Below are 18695 nucleotides of genomic sequence, written 5' to 3' on the forward strand. Positions count from 1 at the left end.
TGCCCATGCAGGTTCTTCCTACCCGGCGGGTGAGTGAGAACCTAAGGTGAGTCTGAAATTGCCGACCATCTTGGCATTTCTAAACGCACCGTGGAAAACTAGATTACGACCGCCTTGCCGCATCTGAAGATTTCCTTCAAGAACGATATGGGTTTGCTCTTCCTGCTAGGAAGTCAGTCTTAGTAAAAGTTGAGCGCATACGGGTACAGTAGTGCTTGTTTTTAGGCGCGTGTAAAGCGCGTTGCTCGGATTAGAAATCGTTAGGTGCTACTAATCCTTTCAAGAACTCTTCTCTCTACTAGCTGCGTGCTGCTAGGTGGCATCTCTTCGTCTTAACGACCAGGGCTTAAGCACAAATGCCATTAACGCCGCTATTTTCCTAGCCCATTGGATCACGAATCCTTTACTCCACAAAGTGTGACCTACCAACTGAGCTGAACTAGGGATACGCCTTGGCGCGGCAACGTGAAGTTCAGTTCAGCCTGTCCGTTCCGGAGTTTGAGTTGAGTGGGAGGCGCTAGTTGGGCCAACTGGCCGGCTTGCGCTAAGGCAACTTGCTGGCTTTCGGTAACTTGCTGAGGCGACCCCAGCGCCCGCCAGGCGGTGTAGGCGTTGCTGTGTTGCTCATCAATGCGGTAGTGATGCAGCGTGGCGCGCTTGGCATTGGCAGGTAGGCCGTGCAGAGTCAGGGTCACCTCGGCGGCCGGGGCGGGCAGGTTGTCGTTGTGGTAGTTCCAGACCAGAATGCTAGCCGAGTGGGCGTCGGCCGAGGCCAAGGCGCTAATGTCGGCCCGTTGGCTCTGAGCTTGCGCTCGGATGTCGGCAATGGTAAGGGGCGCAGCATTGCGTACGGTTACGCGGGGGCCGCGCATTCGACCCAGCATCCGAAACACGTTGAGTACGGGCTTGTCTACGCCATGAGTAGCTAAGTCGCGGAAGCCTGCAAACCAAGGCTGGTTTTCAAACTCAAACGACCAACTCACGGCCCCCTCAAGGTTGATGTGGTGCTGCGCGGCTAGCTCGTAAAGGCGGGCGTAGGCCGCGGCCGTGTAGCTTGAGTACATGGTACCGTTGCGGTAGTCGTTTTCGGGATTTGTTTGCACGCCGCAGGCAGCACAGCCCTCGGGGTCGTTTTCGCCGATGATGACGGGTAGGTGGCGCAACGTGGGAAAGGAAGCTACAATCTTAAAGCCTTCTTCCAGGTCGCCAAACTGCGTACCCATATTCATGCGCACATGGCCATCCACGAGCTTGGGGCCACCTTTGGCATGGAAGGAAATAAAATCGAGGCGAGTAACCCGTTTTGCCGGTTACGTAGTTCGTACCAGTAACACAGTGCTGTAGGAAACCGCGCAGATAGTCGGCAGCCTTGTTCCAGCCCGGACCCGTCGTTTCGGGGCCGCCCAGCAGTGCCGCCGGCAGGGCGCGGTGCACGGCTGCCTCGGTATAGTCGTAGAGTTGATTGTATTCCTGCGGGGTGCCTTTCCAGTAGCCAATGTTGGGTTCGTTCCAAAGCTCCCAACGCCAGGTTTTTACTTCAGCCTCTCCATAACGGGCCACGCAGTGTCGCACCCATTGGTACACCAACTCGCCCCATTTTTGGTAATCTTTGGGCGGATAGGCCCATCCGGTGTAAATAGACTCGTAGGGGTCGCCTGGCTTCCAGTAATGGCGGTAGGGTACGGGACGGGTAGAGAGGGCCTTAGGCATGAAGCCTAGCTGGGCAATGGGCTTCATACCACGACTGACGAACGCATCAAAGATGCGGTCCACGATTTTCCAGTCGTATAGCGGGCGGCCCTGGGCATCTTCAGAATAGGCATTGGTAGACCCCCACTTTAGGGCCGCCTCCCCGTTGCCCGTAGTCAGCAGGTTGTGCACCCGTACGTACACGGACGTAGGGCTAAGGGCAGCAAGCTCAGTAAGCAGCTTTTGCCCATCGGGCATGTATGAGTAATTCGGCTCGTCGTACCCGAAATAAGCCCACACTGGCGGCATGGGCCCGATGGGTTGGGCGAGGTCTACGGCTAAAGCTACCGGCTCAGTGGAGGTGGGTGCTGAGGCTGGCCGTTGAGCTTGGCTGGCAGCGGGTAGACCCAACACGCACAGCAAGCCTAGTAAAGGAAGAATACGCATGGGGTAAGTGAAAAGCAGTAGAAAAGGGACGAGGGGTGAGAGTAGGAAGACTGATTACAGGCCTATCCATCTGCGGAATGAAACGAGGCGGAAACCAGCTTTCTAGGCGTGATATGTAGCACATGCCACAAAATCAGCCTGTTCAGAAAGAGGGAATAACGGTAGGCACGTTCCTTACAGCCCTAGTTCCGTCAGTCCGGGATGATCAACGGGCCGCGGCCCTAGCGGCCAGTGAAACTTACGCGCTGCTTCGAGAATAGCCACATCATTGATGCTGGCCTCACGGCGGCGCATCAAGCCCTGGTCATCAAATTCCCACTGCTCATTGCCGTACGCACGAAACCATTGCCCTTGCGCGTCGTGATACTCATACTGAAAGCGCACTGCAATCCGGTTTTCGTGCACGCCCCAGACCTCCTTGATGAGACGGTACTCGTGCTCCTGCTCCCATTTACGCGTGAGGAATGCCACAATGGCCGCCCGGCCCACCAAGAACTCACTACGATTGCGCCAGGAGCTGTCGGGGGTGTACGCCAGGGCAACTCGTTCGGGCATACGGGAATTCCACGCGTCCTCGGCTAGGCGAGCTTTTTGGCGGGCAGTTTCTATAGTATAAGGAGGTAAGGGCGGACGGACGTCGGACATGGAAAGCAACGGAGGTAAAAGGCGGGAAAGGAACGGGAGTTACACAAAAAAACTGACCTGCCATTCCAAACCCTGATCAGCTCCCTCTAAAAACATGCAAAGCCCAGACTACAGCATAAACCTATTGCTGCGTAGCTGCAATGAAGCAGGTTTGGGTAGGGAAATCGGATGAGGGCCAGCGTGTGCTTGGCGTAGTGGCAGACGGTTTAGGTGAGCCATTGAACAAAGCAAATTCGGCCTTTTAAACAAAGTGCCTCGGTTTGGGGTGAACTACTTTTGTTTAAGCAAGCATCCTAACACCCTCGCCCCTTCCCCATGCCCGTTAAGCAAACAAATCCCCATGCGGAGATAGTACTCGTCTGCAACGGCGACCGGCGTTACGGAGGGGAAACAATCTTTGAGGAGAACGTTCTCGTCAGCGTGCTGGCGGGCGAGTTGAAAGTGGTACAGGCTGACCGCACACGCTACTGCGAGGCGGGCACCACGGTGCTGCTACCCCGCAAGCAGCCCGCAACTCTGCTGAAGTATCCTAAAGACGGCGTTGCTTACCAAGCCGTGGTGCTGAAGCTGCCTACGGCCCTCGTGCGAGCTTATTATGCGGCGAATACTCCAGCGCCAGCGCCGCCAGCTTCATCTGGGTTGCTGCTTTTCCCCAAAAGCCCGTTGCTACAGAGCCTTTTTGCTTCGCTGCTGCCCTACTTGGAGCTGGAATACCGCTTACCAGAAAAGCTCTTGCAGGTGAAGGTAGCGGAGGTGATGGAGATCTTGCGCAGCCTCAACCCGCAATGCGACGCGGTGCTGGCCGACTTCACTGAGCCTGGCAAAACCAACTTGGTCGAGTTCATGGAAGCTAACTACATGTTCAACATCTCTTTGGCCAAGTTTAGCTACCTAACCGGCCGCAGCCTGACTACCTTCAAACGAGACTTCAAAAAAGCGTTTCAGCTAAGCCCTCAGCGTTGGCTCACGCAGAAACGGTTGGCACTAGCTCACTATCAGTTGGCGGAGAAAAAGAGGAAGCCAGTGGAGTTGTACTTGGAGGTAGGCTTTGAGAATCTGGCGCACTTTTCCTACGCGTTTAAAAAGCAGTTCGGCTACCCCCCAACGGCCCTGGCTGAGCACACGGCTGACCAGCGGCCGGCCGCTGGCTGAGTCTGTGCGTGGCTAATGCCCAGCTAGCGTTCTGGGCTTCTCTTACTCGGTTGTAAGTACGTGCTCTGGCATCACTAAGTGCCTTAAAGGCCAGGCTATGCCCTTTGTTAAGTGTCCGGCTGAAATGGTTCCGCCGGATTATTACATACGTAATGTCACTAGTTCACCCCATGAAATCAGCATTGGTCACCGGCGCAAATAAGGGCATTGGCCTGGAAGTCGCCAAACAACTCGCCCAGCACGGCTACTTTGTGTACCTCGGTAGCCGCTCCCTAGAAAGTGGCGAGGCTGCTGTTAAACAACTAAACGCCGCGGGGCTCACAACCCTTGAAGCCATTCAGTTAGACGTCACCAATCCCGATTCTATTCGAGCAGCTCGGGCCACCATTGGCGCCAAAACGCCCGTCCTGGATGTGCTCATTAACAACGCCGGTATTTCCGGTGGTCTGACCCAATCGGCCCTAAGTGCTACCCTGGAGCAGTTCCGGTCGGTGTTCGAAACCAACCTGTTTGGTGTAGCCGGAGTTACGCAGGCATTTATCGACCTGCTCCGCCAGTCGCCGCAGCCGCGCATTGTCAACGTGAGCAGCGCCATGGCCTCGCTCGCGCTATACGCCGACCTCGCTAATCCCAGTCTAATTTGGCTTTCAGTGTATCAGTCGTCGAAAACAGCCCTGAATATGTACACCCTCCACTTAGCCCACGAGTTGCGTGACACACCCTTCAAAGTCAATACAGTATGCCCAGGATATACCAAAACAGACTTCACGGGCCATCAAGGCACCAGCACGGTTGAGGAGGCTGGACAACGCCTTGTAAAGTATGCGCTCCTTGGCCCGGACGGGCCTACCGGCAAGTATTTTAGTGAAGAATATTTTCCGGCTCCCGCCACCTGCCCATGGTAAGCCTATTCTAGGAGCTAGGTAAGCCCTTACCGGTAGGAGCTTACGCTATTAGTTTATACCCTACACCGCGCACGTTGAGTATCCGCACGCTAGAGTTGTGGCGAGGGTAGTAGCGCAGTGGGTAATGAATACGTTAAGACTGCGGCCCTTGAAAAACTGTCGTCGCCCCACAGCTCACGCAGCACTACGGTGCGCGTGAGCACCTGGGTCCGGTAGTCTGAATAGACGCTTGAGCAATTCTACCTCCCGGTGGGTAAGAGCAATAGGCTGCTGTCTGCCATCGGCCAATTGGAAGCGCTGCTCCGGGTAATCAAAGCAGTACTTCCACCAGCAAGAATATCGGTATGTTTAACGTGATAAATTCGGTATGGAAGCTGCCCTAGCTTGCTTTGTTCGGGTAGCCAGATGTTAAACTCGCTGCCACGCCCTACTTCGCTGCGTAGGCGGATGCAGCCGCCATGACTGGCTGCCACTTGGCGAACGTAGTACAAACCCAGGCCGAACCCCTTAATTGGGTGCTGGTTACCCGTTGGCGCCCGAAAAACTGATCAAACACCGCCGCCTGATAGGCAGGTGCAATGCCGAAGCCATCATCAGCTAGGGTGAGCTGCCAGCCCGCACCTTGTTGTTGCCCCTAGATACGGATGTGGACGCTCGTGCCCGAATGCTTGAGTGCATTATCGAGTAGGTTGTTGAGCAAGCCAGCCGTGTGCAAGCGGTCTAGCAGCAGCGGCGCAGTTACGGGAATCAGCACGTCAAACACAACGGGCTTGGTTGCTGCAATTCCTAGCCTTTCAACGCCAAGCGTTACAGTTGATGCTAACGGAAGCAGTATAGTTCCTGTAAAGAGTATGGCGCCATATAGTAAAAACGTCAAGGCAGCGCAGATAAATAGTCCTACCTCGTTGGCGAATCAGGCTCGCCTTCTCATATTGTCTCCTAATCGTTTCGCCCTCTCACGTATTCTGAACTGTATGACTGTGCTATCTGCCCCAGCGCTCTTTGTGCATCACGTCTTATTTTATACTCCTGCCACCGCTAGCGAAGCCGACAAAGCCATACTCTTAGAAGGGCTGCAACAACTAGTTCGTATTCCTTCGATAAAGCAGGCCCACATTGGTACGCCCGCGGATACCACCCGCGACGTAATTGAGCGGACTTATACATACTCCTTACTATGCCTCTTCGATGGTGCCGAGCAGGAGGCGCAGTACCAACACCACCCAATTCATGACGAATTTCGCACTCAGTATGCGCGCTATTGGGAGAAAGTTGTGATTTACGACGCAATCGGGCCAGTAGTAGAATAGGGGAAGCAAGCAGGCGTAAAGCACCTATTTCACCCGTTGTTCACCCAAGATGGTACCTCTCAGAGTCTGTATTTTTCAGCCGGTAAAGTGCCGATCATCCAAAAATGATTGGGAATTCTAATTTTCGAGCGCCTAGCGTAGTGAATTAGCGCAATCGAGCTTAGTCTCCAAAAAGGAGGACAAGCAAAGTAACTAGCTTGTTAGGGCCTAAGTTGTATTGGAAGCGTCATAAATGAAATGGGACAGCAAAGGACCTATTGTATTAGCAATACAATAGGTCCTTTGCTGTCCCGTGGGGATTAGGCTACTGCAATAGTTATTCAGAGCCACTAGTGATTTTCTAACTGTCACAATGCAATAATGATGCTGTGAACAATGGCTTCTGTACCGAGTATAAGTTGCTCAGCGAAAGTGCAAGCTATAACCTGCAATAATCGCCTTTTGGATGAGGTGTTTTGTTCACATCCAGCTGGTTGAGCAACTGAATCTCAAGTCCGACTCTATAATTGAGAGGACGCCTCTTTATAGACGCTTGCCAATTAGCGACGCTCTTAATCTGAAGAGTATGGCATGCGCCTTCGTAGTGTGCAACTGAAAGGACCGATAAGTTCGTGAGTTCGCTCTACAAGCCTAATTTCTGCGCGGCATTATGCTGGCGCACATCGTCCAGCCGGGTGTAGCGTCGGATCATGGCCGAGGTCTTGTGCTTGGTCTGGTTCATAATCTCGCTGTCATCGGCCCCGGCCAGCTTGGCCACCGTCACGAAAGAAGCCCGCAAAGAGTGAGCGGAGTAGGTAGGGCCCAGATAGCGCTGCACCACCGCGTTGATACTCTTGTCCGATAGCCGCGCCTGCGTTAACCGTTCGCCCTTGCGCAGGGACACAAACACGGGTCCGGTCTCGCGCTTGAGTTGCCGAAGCCACGCCTGCAGGGAGCGAATAGGACACACCTTGGCTTCGGGAGAATAGAAGATTGCCTTTTCCTCATATTCGCCCAACTGGTTGGTTTTGCTCTTGGCCAGCGACACAATGAGGCAATCCTCCGTGAAGCGCAGCTGCTGCACCGTCAACTCTGAGAGCTCGGACCGCCGGAAGGCCCCCGTAAACCCGAGCAGTAGGATGGCCCGGTCCCGTAATCCAGCTACCGTCTTCGTATCCATGGCGCGCACCAGGCGCTTGAGTTGGGCGAGGGTGAAGGCAGGCGCTTGCTTCTGCCGGACTCCGTGCACGCGGCGGATGCCATCGAGTAGGACCTGAAACTGCTTGTTGTCCGAGGGGCAGTCGAGCCCGCGTAGCACGTGGGCCTTACCAATGGCCGAGAGGTGGCGGTGGATGGTGGCCACCTTCTTGCCCGCATCGGCTAGGTAGGTTACGTAGCCGGCCAGCGTGTCCACCGTAGCCGGCACCGGCTCCAGTCGGTTGGCCTGGCACCAGTGGGTGAAGTGGCGCAGATCCGAGGCGTAGGCCCGGGCCGTATTAGGCGCCCCCTGCAGACCGGCCTCGACGTAGTGGGCGGTCTGCTCCGAGAGGCTCGCGAGCGAGTCGGTGGTCCGAGGAGTCGTTACCAGTTGCGCGTCACTTTTCATGTAGCCTATAGTATAAGGAGTAGCGAGGCAAAAAGAGCTCGAAAGGCGAAGATAATGATAGGTTCCGATAAGTAAAGATTATCGGAACCTATGAAAATGCATGGCTTTCTGTGGTAATCCAAGTGTTTAGTTCGACTACCAATCATTCCACCGGCTAACCCTCCGTCGGGTGTTCTGGCTACGAAAGACATCTCCGAACATCATTACTATCAAAACCTGGAGTTGCACCGGATCCTGAGTGAATAGCCTCGTAGGCCACCAAGTAAATGGACCTTGGTGGGAAGGCATCCGGCCAGCAAGTGACTACGGGCGGGATTGTTTTCCCGGGTGTCCCCATCAAGAATAACCGGTAGAACTCCGGTCCGGCCTCGACCCACCAAGTCTGCCTAAGCCAAACGAAGTACGCAGCAGGATGTTCCTTGTGGGACGAGTGCGGCAAGCCTGACGCCGTTAGTAGAGAATATTATTTCCGAGAAGCGGCAGCCCCTGCTCTTGTTAGTGGGGCTTGAGAACTATAGGGTACCTGCCTCCTATTTTGCCCTTACTCCTCCCCTACCCCTAGTCTTATCGGTCTAATCCCTGGAAACTTGGAGAACAGGAGTTTCTTCTTACGCCGAGCCCGTGCTACCCTCTCGCTCCAGGGTGGGTGGTCTACCCCTATTGAGCTACCTAAAAAGCCATTCGGGTCGTTCACCCTTCGGCTTGCTTTTGCTCGTGTTGGCTGCCTGGGCTAATCTGCTGCCTCAACCAGCTGAGCCGCTGTACCTCACCCCCTGCCACTTTATACGCCGTTCACTAGCGGTCATATCCGCCCAAAGCCTCATTAGCATACGGGTACCAGCGAATGCCGTCGGCAAACTCTTGATAACCCACCTAGATCCCATATCTCGCGTGGTGGCCACCTCGTTAAGTCACGGTAAGGAGCCTCGAATAGCCAAAGTTGTACGCGTGAGCGGAGGTGGGTTCAATCTCCTGTCCCAGGTTCCAAGGCCTTGGTCGGTTGATTAGACTTGTTCGTGCACGTTGCTAAGCCTCTGTCCCATAATATTATAAAAGCCATGATCTCAAAATACATGTAATGTATGTATAGTATGTCAAGCATTTAATATGTGTAAAACATACTATACATCCTTTACACACCCAAAGTAATGGGAATACGACACCGATTCCACTTAATACACGTAATACATACATACATTAAATATCATGTATGTATGTATTACGTGTATTACACATATAAAATACAGTGTATTCAATACGTGTAATGTAGTTCATACATATCATAATTGTATAGTATGTATTGAATGTAATGCGTAATATTGACCCAACCAACGGCCTTAGTCGATATGAAGACCATATGTTTTGCCAACCATAAAGGAGGGGTCGGAAAAACCACTTCCACCCTAAGTGTGGCCCAAGTATTAGCTAGTCGGGGACAGCGCGTGCTCCTAATCGATAGTGATTCGCAAACTAACCTGACAATGTCTTTTGATCGTAAGGGTAACCGGCACTTGGGGGAACTGCTCGAGAGTGACGGCAAGATTTCCCTCACAGAGTTGATGGAGCCAGTAGGGGAGGGGATCCACTTGATTGCCGCTTCCCCTCGGCTGCAGCTAGTGGAGAAGCTGATGGCGGGTAGCTCTGGGCTAGAGTTCATCCTGCGGGAGGGCTTAGAGACCGTCGAGGACCAGTTCGACTATTGCCTCATTGATACCCCACCCTCCCTGGGCGGGATTACCTACTCGGCCCTGATTGCGGCGGATGCCGTGTTCATCCCCATGCAGCCGGAGTATTTCGGCTACAACGGGCTAACCTCCCTCTTGCAGGCCTGCGTCCGGGTGCGTAAGCACTACAATCAAAAACTCAAAGTGGGCGGCATCTTCTTCACCAAGTATTCCCCTAGCTACCGCTCCTCAATGCATCATCAGTATGTTAACCTCATTCATGAGGATGAACAACTGGCTCCCTTGGTAATGAACGTGAGCATCCGTCAGAACAACAAGCTGGGCGAAGCGCAAGCCATGCAGGAAACCATTCTGACGTATGCTCCTGATAGTAACGGAGCGCTGGATTACATCTCTCTCACTGACGAACTGCTAGCCCGGCTATGAGTACTACCCCCAAACGCAACTTCACGGCTAAAACGGCCCGTCCTACGATTGATACGTCCGCGCTGTATGGTATGGACGAAGTAACCGTCCCTGATGCTCGCCTCCCGGCGCCAGCCGCTGAACCAACACCCCCGGCGGCTCCGGCTGCTGCTCCAGTGCCGGAAGATGCGGGGCTGGAATGGGTCCAATTCAGTACCTACCTGCGGCGTAATACCTATCTGCGCCTAAAGCAGGCGGAGTACTGGGAGCCGGGCTTTGTCGTCCGGCAGCAAATAGAGCAAGTCGTCAGCGAGCTGCTGGACAAGTTGGAAACTGCCAACCGGAGTCTACCCGACGAGCATCTGCGTAAACTATTGCAGAAAAATAAAAAGCTCCGATCTTAAGGGTATAAAAAAGCAAAAAATCCGCGTTTTTGAAGCGTAAATGGACTTTTTTTTACTATATCAGCTTACTCTATCTGCTACAAAAAAGACGTTACTCAAAAGCACAACTAGTCTTTTTTTTTATTACTACTCTTATAAGAGTATTATAGGGGCTGTATCTACTTGACTAACAATCGATAATAAGGGGTATCTGCTACAAAAAAGACGTTTGCTGCTACAAAAAAGACGTTGATCTGCTACACAATAGACGTGATTCTGCTACAAAAAAGACGTTTCGCCGTCCTATCTGCTACAAAAAAGACGTTGCCGTCCCATGGAGCCCATTCCTGATAAACGAGTTGCCCAACATAATGCACTCATCAATGCCCGCTTCAGCTTTGTACCGTTGCAGATGCGGCTGTTCGTCGCGTTGCTCTCCCGCATTGATTTTGAGGATGTTGACTTCAAGGAACACTTCATCCCCTTAGATGAACTCGTGTTTGAGCGTCGCGGTGGTTCGGCCTACGAGCAGGTAGATGAGATGTGTAAAGGGCTTGCTTCGTTCACCCTCTACATTGAAGAACTAGAGGAGAAGACCCGCAGACGGCGCCGCAAGCCTAGCTACACGTACATCCCCCTGATGGCCGAAGCGGGCTACCGAGCTGATTTGGGCGGCGTAGTGGCCAGCTTCAACCCCAAAATTATGCCCTACTTGCTGCAACTACGTGAGAGTGGTAACTTCACTACCGCGGAGATCCAACAAGTGCTTAAACTCAAGAGCCCCCAGTCCTTACGCATCTACTGGCTGCTGAAAGAGTATGCCGACTTCGGCAAGCGTACCATCAGCGTGGAAGATTTGCGCTTCGTGCTGGGTATTGAAGAGAATGAGTACCCCCGCTTCTCCAACTTCAAGGCTAGAATACTGGACAAAGCACAGAGCGAGATTGCGGCTACAGACATTCCCTTCACCTATGAACTCGAGCGGGAGGGCAAAACCGTTGCCCGAATCAAGTTCCTGTTCCAGCAACTGGCCGCATCTGCTACAAAAAAGACGTTGCCAGGCGCGGCCGAATGGGCCGAGGCCTTGGCGCAAATCGGCGTAAGTCAGCGCAGCATCACGACCATTGCCCACCAACTGGAAAACAATGAGTACGACGTGGGCTACATTGCTTTCGTCGTGCAGATTGTAGAGGGACAGTTCCAGAAAGGCAAGATCAAGAAACCGGCCGGAGCGATTTATAAGGCCCTCGTCGAAAAGTATCTACTGGACGACTATATCCTGGCCAGCAAGCCTCGAACCGGCGCCAAAAAGGAGTTACCGAAAGCGACGGAACGAAAGCTGGAAGTGGCCTTCCGGTTGAGTGAGGTCCGGGAAATGTACGATAATCCCGGACCCTACGCGCAGCGCCAGAAACGCGCTGACACGTTCGAACAGCACCTGCAGCAGGTGTACCTGCAGGACGGCTTTGCCGTAGAACAGCGGGAAGGGGAGGAGTGGCTCGTGAAGCGAAACTAACTGGTGGTCTTGAGTAGTATGAGCACCGTGCTAGTAGTCAGATTACCCCGGTAATCGAATACACGAAAATTGCCATCGTTCATGCGCAAGCTGTGCATGAACGATGGCCTCAAATTCAGCATCGTTTGCCTGAGCAATTGGTGCGCAGGACAAAGCATTTACTGGCTTGTCCAACACGGAAGGGTACAGCCCAGGTAAGCCTTTGTCATTATCAAGTTCAGCGTACCATCAAGTTGATTTTGCCTCAACATTGCTAACCTCTCATACTTCAACCCGAATGCTTTTTCGACACGAGGAAGAAACTACCACGGGTGTACCGAGATAGTAAGAGTGTCAGGCAGAAAAACTACATCTAGCCGCGTAGTCTGGCGCCTACCCGGCACTAAATAAAGATGCGAGTGCCGGAATAGTTCTCCCGAAACTCAGTAGGCGTGCAACCCTTCTTTTTCTTGAACGTGCGGTTGAAGTTGGAAATATTGTGAAAGCCGCACTTGTATGCTACTTCTGCCACGTTGTGCGTCGTATCGATGAGCATACGTGAGGCGTGCCCAAGCCTGATTTCGTTTAAGCTGTCGACGAACGTGCTACCAATCCGTTTTTTGATAAAACGGCTGAAGGAAGCCTCGGGCATGTCTGCCACCTTTGCTACATCCAGAAGTGTGATGGGTTGGCTGTAGTTGTCATTCATGTACTCAAAGACCTTCTCAATACGTCGGCTATTGTAGTTAAGCTGCTCGTTGTTGGAAGTTGAGTTGGAAAGCGTATGCATGTTGCGCGAGGTAGAAAGATCGTGCAACAACGACATAAGTTCTAATACCGAATCGAAGCCGCTCTTCTGCTCTAGTTGCAGTAAGCGTGGCAGCAGGCGCTCTATCGTTTCGCGGGAAAACAAAATACCGCGCTGTGATTTCTCGAATAAAGTGCGGATAAAGCTAAGTTGGTTTTTACGCAGAAACCGCTCGTCGAACAAGTCCTTGTGAAACTGAATGGTCAGCTCACGAATGTCTTCTGTCTCGCACTTGTGCGTGAACCATGCGTGGTACAGATTCGGCCCAACTAGTACCAGTTCCAAGTCGTCAATCAGGTCAATGTGGTCTCCCACAATACGTTTTGCACCCTTGGCATTGATGATCAGGTTGAGCTCAAACTCCTCATGATAATGCAAAGGGAAATCGAACTTCTTCTTTTTTCGTGAGAAAAGTGTAAAGCAGTCGTTCTGAGTAAGTGGAGTAATCTCCCGCATAATCTCCTGTCTCATGATCAGTTAGAAAGTAAAGATTAGACAAAAATATATTAGTATCATTCTCTACAATAAATGCCTAATAATCAGAATATTAAACCAGATATTTAATTACATTTCTGTTCAAAAGTAGGTAAAATAAAATTTAACACAAGATAAAGTTAAAATAGTATTACTGAGGGATATTGCTAGGTGAATACCTTTGCTTATGTCGGTTATCTGTTTAGACTCATTGAGTAACCTCTGTGCGGCAACAAACCCGAGAACTTCTAGACTAGGTATTTTCTACTTGAATGGAAGACAATGGCTATAGCAGTCCACCTTAACCTGTAGTTGCTTATCTAGCTGTAATCTTTGGTAATATGATTGTGCTGAAACCAAGGGCGCTGCTGTCCTACTTGGCTGGTGCGCAATGGGCGAACAAGGTACTTCGCATCCCGCTCAAGTCACAGGCAAGATATTGAAGTCTTATACTGTACTCCGGGGGCATATTCCAGACCTAGCCAACGCCGCGACACCTCTGTAAAAACCGATAAGACTTGTTTTTTTTCTTCTCCCTAAAACTCTCCGCGCTTACGCCAGCAGCATGAGGCTACACTTAATTGATCTTTTAATAATTGCCGCTTATCTGCTGATAACCGTACTCATTGGCCTATACTATCGCAAAAAAGCTCGCCAGAACAAGGACAGCTACATGCTAGGCGGCCGCTCCATTCCGTGGTACAAGCTCGGGCTGAGCGATGCTTCCGACATGTTCGATATCAGCGGCACGATGTGGATGGTGAGTTTGTGCTTTGTGTATGGCATGAAGAGCATCTGGATTCCGTGGCTATGGCCGGTATTCAACCAAGTGTTTCTAATGATGTATCTCTCACGCTGGCTGCGCCGCTCTAACGCCAGTACCGGCGCCGAGTGGTTGGCCACGCGCTTCGGCAAAACCGGTCCGGGCGTCACCGCATCGCACCAAGTGGTTATAGCTTTTGCGTTGCTGAGTTGTCTGGGCTTTCTGGCCTATGGTTTCGTGGGGCTGGGCAAGTTTATCGAGATTTTTGTTCCCTGGGAGTTGGTGCGCGACTACGTGCCGTTTGTGGTGGCACCGCAGTATGTGCCGCACGTCTACGGCATCGTGTTTACCCTGTTTGCAATGTTCTACTCCATTATTGGGGGAATGCACAGCATTGTACTAGGAGATATGATTAAGTACGCCATCATGACGGTGGCTTGCTTTTCTATTGCAATTATTGCCTATATCCAGCTGCAAGGCAAGCAGTTAGCAGTGCCAGAAGGATGGTTCAATCCTTTCTTCGGTTGGCGGCTAGGCCTTGACTGGTCGCGCCTGATTCCGGAGGTCAACAGCAAGATTGCCAGCGACGGCTACTCCCTGTTTGGCCTGTTCTTCATGATGATGGCCTTCAAGGGTATGTTTGCCTCACTGGCTGGCCCGGCGCCGAACTACGACATGCAGAAGATTCTCTCGACTCGCTCGCCGGAGGAAGCCAGCAAAATGAGCGGCTTCGTGTCCATTATTCTGCTCCCCATCCGCTACTCTCTCATTATTGGCCTCACGGTGCTGGGGTTGCTCTATTACCGCCAGATGAATCTGACGGACTCCACTGGCAGCATCGACTTCGAGCGAATTTTGCCAGCTGCTATCAATAATTTCCTGCCTACTGGCCTGTTAGGGCTGGTGCTCACGGGGTTGCTGGGTGCTTTCATGGGCACGTTCAGCGGCACTGTAAATGCTGCGCAGGCCTACATTGTAAACGATATTTACCTGAAGTACCTCAACCCTACCGCTACTACCCGTCAGATTATTTCCTTAAACTACGTGGTAGGCATACTGGTGGTGGTGGTGGGCGTGGTGTTGGGGTTCTTTGCCAAAGATGTGAACAGCGTGCTGCAATTCATCGTGTCGGCGCTGTATGGGGGGTATATTGCTTCTAACATGTTGAAGTGGTACTGGTGGCGCTTCAATGCCACCGGCTTTTTCTGGGGAATGCTGATAGGCATTGTGGCCGCTATGCTGTTTGGATTTTTCATTCCTGCTGGCAACCTGCTTTACTTTTTTCCACTGCTGTTTGTCATCTCATTAGCCGGATCGGTGGTAGGCTCCTATGCCACGCCCCCCACCGATGCCGCGGTGCTTACCAACTTTTACCGCACGGTACGGCCTTGGGGCTTTTGGGGCCCTGTGCATGCACAGGTAGTAGCTGGGGACCCCTCGTTTCAGCCCAACCGCAACTTTCGGCTGAATATGTTCAATGTGGTGCTGGGCATCATTGCGCAGCTGTGCTTAACTATTCTTCCTATGTACCTGATTCTGATGCAGCAGCTACCGTTGCTTATCACAGTGGGTATACTGGCCGTGCTAGTCGTTATTCTGAAAAAAACCTGGTGGGACCAGCTCAGTGCCTACTAAGGCGCCACTGCCGCTTACCGCTTTGCTACGCCTCCGCAGCAGTCAACTGCTTAAATAGGAAACCGTCCCACTCATTTTCGGTGATAACGCTATGACTACTCTTTTTGACAACCGTTTTCGCGCGCTACACGCCCACCACGAATGCCTACTGTCGGCTGCTAACCTTCCGGAAGAGCTAGGCAACGGCGTTATCAAACGCTACCAGCACCCCGTACTAACAGCAGCCCACACGCCCCTTACCTGGCGCTACGACCTGAATCCTGATACCAACCCATACTGCATGGAACGTATCGGTATCAACGCGGCCTTCAACTCAGGCGCTATCAAGTGGAACGACAAGTATGTGTTAGTAGCGCGGGTAGAGGGTACAGACCGTAAATCGTTCTTCGCAGTGGCCGAAAGCCCCAACGGCGTCGATAATTTTCGGTTTTGGGAGTATCCCATTGTGCTTCCTGAAACCGACGAGCCGGAAACGAACATCTACGACATGCGCCTGACGAGGCACGCAGATGGCTGGATATACGGCCTGTTCTGTACCGAGCGCCGCGACCCCACCGCCCCCACCGCCGACCAGTCGGCTGCCGTGGCGCGTTGCGGTATTGCCCGCACCAAAGATCTGGTAACGTGGGAGCGGCTGGGCGATTTGAAAACCAACTCGGCGCAGCAACGCAACGTGGTGCTACACCCCGAGTTTGTGGAAGGCAAATATGCCTTTTATACGCGCCCACAGGATAGCTTTATTGAGGCAGGTAGGGGTGGCGGCATTGGGTTTGCGCTTTCTGGCTCCATCGAGCAGGCTGAGGTGACGGAGGAAGTCATTATAGACCCAAAACGCTACCATACTGTGTATGAAGCCAAGAATGGCCTAGGGCCTGCCCCCATCAAAACCGAGCAGGGCTGGCTGCACCTCGCCCATGGCGTACGCAATACAGCCGCCGGTCTGCGCTACGTGCTCTACCTGTTCATGACCGATCTACACGACCTTACCCGGATTATTCATAAGCCCGCCGGCTACTTTATTGCGCCGGAAGGGGAGGAGCGCATCGGGGACGTCTCGAACGTGGTGTTCAGCAATGGTTGGATTGCGGATGCTAATGGTCAAGTGTTCATCTACTATGGCTCTTCCGATACTCGTATGCACGTGGCTACCTCCACCATCGATCAACTTGTAGACTACGTGACGAATACACCCGAAGACGGGCTGCAGTCCCATTCTTCGGCACAGGCCATCTGCGAGTTGATCAGCCGTAACAAAGCTTTTCCTCGCGCCAGCCATCCTTTTTCCACTGCTACGCACTATAATGGGGTAGGGCAGTAGGGGCGGCTAGTAGGGCAGCCCTACCGCGCCATATCCAGGGGTTTCTCATTTATTCTGTCTTCTGCCATGCACCTCACCAACTCGTTTCAACGTGAGCTGTCTGCTATTCTTTCCTACTGGAGTACGCACACGCTGGATGAAGAATACGGCGGTTTTCAAGGCAAAATAGATAGCGACAATCGCGTGGTACCCTACGCCCCGAAAGGCTCGGTGCTGCATGCCCGCATTCTATGGACGTTCTCGGCTGCTTACAACGCTACCCATCATGCCGACTACCTGCCGCTGGCCACCCGCGCTTTCGACTACATAACGCAGTATTTTATTGATTCTGAGCATAGCGGTGTGTATTGGACAGTCGATTATCGGGGGCAGCCGCTAGACACTAAAAAGCAAATCTATGCGCTGGCATTTGCGCTCTATGGAGTGTCGGAATACTACCTAGCCAGTGGCAATGTACAAGCCCTGGCGTTGGCGCAGGAGCTGTTTCGTACCATTGAACAACACAGCTACGATGCAGAACATGGAGGATACCTAGAAGCGTTGGCCCGTGACTGGACCCCCCTGAATGATCTGCGCCTGAGCGCTAAAGACGCCAACGAGAAGAAAACTACAAATACGCACCTACACGTGCTGGAAGCGTATGCCAACCTATACCGGGCATGGCCAGAGGCGCTACTAAAGCAGCGAATTGTCGAATTGTTGGCCCTCTTCGCCGACCACATTGTCGACCCCACGACCTACCACATGCACTTGTTTTTTAATGAGCAGTGGGTGGCACGGCCCGATGTTATTTCCTACGGGCACGAAATTGAAGCAGCCTGGCTGCTGTTGGACGCGGCCAAGCTGATAGGGGAGGAGACCTTAATTATTCGTTTTCAGCAATTTGCAGTAGCACTGGCCCGCGCTGCCGCCGAAGGTGTCGCTGCCGACGGTGGGTTAAACTATGAATACGATCCAGCCCAGCAACACATGGTAGCCGAAAAGCACTGGTGGGTGCAGGCCGAGGCCATGGTTGGTTTTCTTAATGCGTTTGAGTTGACGAAAGAGGAGCAGTTTTACGACTACTTCCTGACTACCTGGGAATTTACGCAACGCCATCTCATCGACCACGAACACGGTGAATGGCAATGGGGCATCAACGCCGACCACAGCGTGATGCCAGGACAGGATAAAGCCGGCCTGTGGAAATGCCCCTACCACAACAGCCGCGCCTGTCTGGAGATTCTGAAGCGGCTGGCAAACATGCTTTCATCAACACCTAAGTAGGTAAGTGTTGCCGTTCCTTTAAAACCAGGCGTACAAGTTTATTTCGTTACCGCCAGGGCTATTCTTGTCCCATATAGGTAGTGCGCCCCACCGTGTAGCTCAGATGACCAACCTGTGTGCTAGCAAACAGGTCAAAGTTGACGGTATTATGTATAGGGGCTGCTCGTGTTGAATTGAATGCTAACATGAATGGCAAGAAGTTACCTTGCCTTTTTGCTCACACATACCGCTGCTTAAGTTGATAACTGATGGTGTAAGCCAGAGAACTTGAACGTATCAAACGATGAGCGATACGGAATGGTGTTGGCTGAATAACAAAGGATAGATTATATCTAAAACAAATGAGTTTTATGCCTACAAAAAGCTAAAATAGTATCATATTTTAATTTGGTTATTTGTCTGTCATGCATATGAATATGATAAGGGTATGACAGACCATATACCTATTTGACTTTATGTCTCCTGAAGAGATAACGCAAGGTTCTATTATCTGGAGATAGGCTGCCATTGATGTGCAGAGGCCATAATTGTCCTGCAAATCATTAATTAAAGTCGTATATAAACGGAAGAGTAATTCCTCGTACTAGAAAAATATACTTTTTTTCTGTTGAGATAGAGTTGTGCTATAGGAAGATTTTGAAGCAATACAATAGGTGTAAAATTTTGTCATTTGTTTAAAAATGATAAAGTAGATGTCATAAAAGTATCATAAAAGAAATATGATTTTTTT

16 protein-coding genes are annotated in these 18695 nt (G+C 52.0%); 9 read left to right on the forward strand and 7 right to left on the reverse strand.

What is annotated here, in order from left to right:
* Positions 1-422 precede the first annotated feature (422 nt).
* The 3 genes from CHB83_RS24330 to CHB83_RS20870 all read right to left on the reverse strand — a co-directional run bounded on the left by CHB83_RS24330 (position 423) and on the right by CHB83_RS20870 (position 2781).
* Complete coding sequence (locus CHB83_RS24330; protein WP_317044813.1) at positions 423-1247, reverse strand: GH39 family glycosyl hydrolase; 825 nt, start codon at positions 1245-1247, stop codon at positions 423-425.
* The gene (locus CHB83_RS24335) at positions 1186-2136 is read right to left on the reverse strand and encodes a GH39 family glycosyl hydrolase (protein WP_317044814.1); all 951 of its coding nucleotides are present in this window, start codon (positions 2134-2136) and stop codon (positions 1186-1188) included. The genes CHB83_RS24330 and CHB83_RS24335 overlap by 62 nt, the downstream gene beginning before the upstream one ends.
* A 174-nt stretch (positions 2137-2310) precedes the next feature.
* The gene (locus CHB83_RS20870; protein ID WP_089334110.1) at positions 2311-2781 is read right to left on the reverse strand and encodes a nuclear transport factor 2 family protein; all 471 of its coding nucleotides are present in this window, start codon (positions 2779-2781) and stop codon (positions 2311-2313) included.
* Between the two features lie 315 nt (positions 2782-3096).
* On the opposite strand from CHB83_RS20870, the gene CHB83_RS20875 reads away from it, so the two are divergent.
* A complete protein-coding gene (locus CHB83_RS20875) occupies positions 3097-3933 on the forward strand; it encodes a helix-turn-helix domain-containing protein (RefSeq protein WP_089334111.1) in 837 nt (278 codons plus the stop codon).
* Positions 3934-4103: 170 nt separating this feature from the next.
* The gene (locus CHB83_RS20880; protein ID WP_089334112.1) at positions 4104-4838 is read left to right on the forward strand and encodes an SDR family oxidoreductase; all 735 of its coding nucleotides are present in this window, start codon (positions 4104-4106) and stop codon (positions 4836-4838) included.
* Positions 4839-5077: 239 nt separating this feature from the next.
* Here the strand turns inward: CHB83_RS20880 and CHB83_RS24425 are convergent, their stop codons facing one another.
* Both CHB83_RS24425 and CHB83_RS24260 read right to left on the reverse strand, forming a co-directional pair.
* Positions 5078-5350, reverse strand: a complete 273-nt coding sequence (locus tag CHB83_RS24425) for an ATP-binding protein (RefSeq protein ID WP_089334113.1) — start codon at positions 5348-5350, stop codon at positions 5078-5080.
* Positions 5351-5472: 122 nt separating this feature from the next.
* Positions 5473-5601 (reverse strand): hypothetical protein, encoded by a 129-nt coding sequence (locus CHB83_RS24260; RefSeq protein ID WP_262490742.1) that lies wholly within the window; start codon positions 5599-5601, stop codon positions 5473-5475.
* A gap of 211 nt (positions 5602-5812) precedes the next feature.
* On the opposite strand from CHB83_RS24260, the gene CHB83_RS20890 reads away from it, so the two are divergent.
* Positions 5813-6148, forward strand: coding sequence for a Dabb family protein (locus CHB83_RS20890; RefSeq protein WP_245855401.1), 336 nt, complete (start codon positions 5813-5815; stop codon positions 6146-6148).
* A gap of 622 nt (positions 6149-6770) precedes the next feature.
* Here CHB83_RS20890 and CHB83_RS20895 read toward each other — a convergent pair.
* Complete coding sequence (locus tag CHB83_RS20895) at positions 6771-7733, reverse strand: site-specific integrase (protein WP_089334115.1); 963 nt, start codon at positions 7731-7733, stop codon at positions 6771-6773.
* Between the two features lie 1346 nt (positions 7734-9079).
* Between CHB83_RS20895 and CHB83_RS20900 the strand changes: the two genes are divergently transcribed.
* The 3 genes from CHB83_RS20900 to CHB83_RS20910 all read left to right on the forward strand — a co-directional run bounded on the left by CHB83_RS20900 (position 9080) and on the right by CHB83_RS20910 (position 11722).
* Complete coding sequence (locus CHB83_RS20900) at positions 9080-9844, forward strand: ParA family protein (RefSeq protein WP_045689760.1); 765 nt, start codon at positions 9080-9082, stop codon at positions 9842-9844.
* Positions 9841-10227: a hypothetical protein gene (locus CHB83_RS20905; protein ID WP_089334116.1), complete on the forward strand. Its 387-nt coding sequence runs from the start codon at positions 9841-9843 to the stop codon at positions 10225-10227. Before CHB83_RS20900 ends, CHB83_RS20905 begins: the two co-directional genes overlap by 4 nt.
* Before the next feature lie 313 nt (positions 10228-10540).
* Positions 10541-11722, forward strand: coding sequence for a replication initiation protein (locus CHB83_RS20910; RefSeq protein ID WP_089334117.1), 1182 nt, complete (start codon positions 10541-10543; stop codon positions 11720-11722).
* Between the two features lie 382 nt (positions 11723-12104).
* Here CHB83_RS20910 and CHB83_RS20915 read toward each other — a convergent pair whose 3' ends face one another.
* On the reverse strand, positions 12105-12980 hold the full coding sequence (locus CHB83_RS20915) for a helix-turn-helix domain-containing protein (RefSeq protein ID WP_045690812.1): 876 nt from the start codon (positions 12978-12980) through the stop codon (positions 12105-12107).
* 568 nt (positions 12981-13548) lie between these two features.
* Between CHB83_RS20915 and CHB83_RS20920 the strand changes: the two genes are divergently transcribed.
* The 3 genes from CHB83_RS20920 (at position 13549) to CHB83_RS20930 (ending at position 17965) form a co-directional block, all read left to right on the forward strand.
* Positions 13549-15381: a sodium:solute symporter family protein gene (locus tag CHB83_RS20920; protein WP_089334118.1), complete on the forward strand. Its 1833-nt coding sequence runs from the start codon at positions 13549-13551 to the stop codon at positions 15379-15381.
* Positions 15382-15472: 91 nt separating this feature from the next.
* Positions 15473-16699: a glycoside hydrolase family 130 protein gene (locus CHB83_RS20925; protein WP_089334119.1), complete on the forward strand. Its 1227-nt coding sequence runs from the start codon at positions 15473-15475 to the stop codon at positions 16697-16699.
* Between the two features lie 66 nt (positions 16700-16765).
* Complete coding sequence (locus CHB83_RS20930; RefSeq protein ID WP_089334120.1) at positions 16766-17965, forward strand: AGE family epimerase/isomerase; 1200 nt, start codon at positions 16766-16768, stop codon at positions 17963-17965.
* The last annotated feature ends 730 nt before the right edge of the window (positions 17966-18695 follow it).

It is taken from the genome of Hymenobacter mucosus (assembly GCF_900188255.1).
Classification (GTDB): domain Bacteria; phylum Bacteroidota; class Bacteroidia; order Cytophagales; family Hymenobacteraceae; genus Hymenobacter; species Hymenobacter mucosus.

Bases quoted from the DNA above. Each gene is read 5' to 3' on its own strand.
- CHB83_RS24335 (WP_317044814.1), bottom strand. From the start codon at position 2,136: ATGCGTATTCTTCCTTTACTAGGCTTGCTGTGCGTGTTGGGTCTACCC.
- CHB83_RS20870 (WP_089334110.1), bottom strand. From the start codon at position 2,781: ATGTCCGACGTCCGTCCGCCCTTACCTCCTTATACTATAGAAACTGCC.
- CHB83_RS20875 (WP_089334111.1), top strand. From the start codon at position 3,097: ATGCCCGTTAAGCAAACAAATCCCCATGCGGAGATAGTACTCGTCTGC.
- CHB83_RS20880 (WP_089334112.1), top strand. From the start codon at position 4,104: ATGAAATCAGCATTGGTCACCGGCGCAAATAAGGGCATTGGCCTGGAA.
- CHB83_RS20890 (WP_245855401.1), top strand. From the start codon at position 5,813: ATGACTGTGCTATCTGCCCCAGCGCTCTTTGTGCATCACGTCTTATTT.
- CHB83_RS20895 (WP_089334115.1), bottom strand. From the start codon at position 7,733: ATGAAAAGTGACGCGCAACTGGTAACGACTCCTCGGACCACCGACTCG.
- CHB83_RS20900 (WP_045689760.1), top strand. From the start codon at position 9,080: ATGAAGACCATATGTTTTGCCAACCATAAAGGAGGGGTCGGAAAAACC.
- CHB83_RS20905 (WP_089334116.1), top strand. From the start codon at position 9,841: ATGAGTACTACCCCCAAACGCAACTTCACGGCTAAAACGGCCCGTCCT.
- CHB83_RS20910 (WP_089334117.1), top strand. From the start codon at position 10,541: ATGGAGCCCATTCCTGATAAACGAGTTGCCCAACATAATGCACTCATC.
- CHB83_RS20915 (WP_045690812.1), bottom strand. From the start codon at position 12,980: ATGAGACAGGAGATTATGCGGGAGATTACTCCACTTACTCAGAACGAC.
- CHB83_RS20920 (WP_089334118.1), top strand. From the start codon at position 13,549: ATGAGGCTACACTTAATTGATCTTTTAATAATTGCCGCTTATCTGCTG.
- CHB83_RS20925 (WP_089334119.1), top strand. From the start codon at position 15,473: ATGACTACTCTTTTTGACAACCGTTTTCGCGCGCTACACGCCCACCAC.
- CHB83_RS20930 (WP_089334120.1), top strand. From the start codon at position 16,766: ATGCACCTCACCAACTCGTTTCAACGTGAGCTGTCTGCTATTCTTTCC.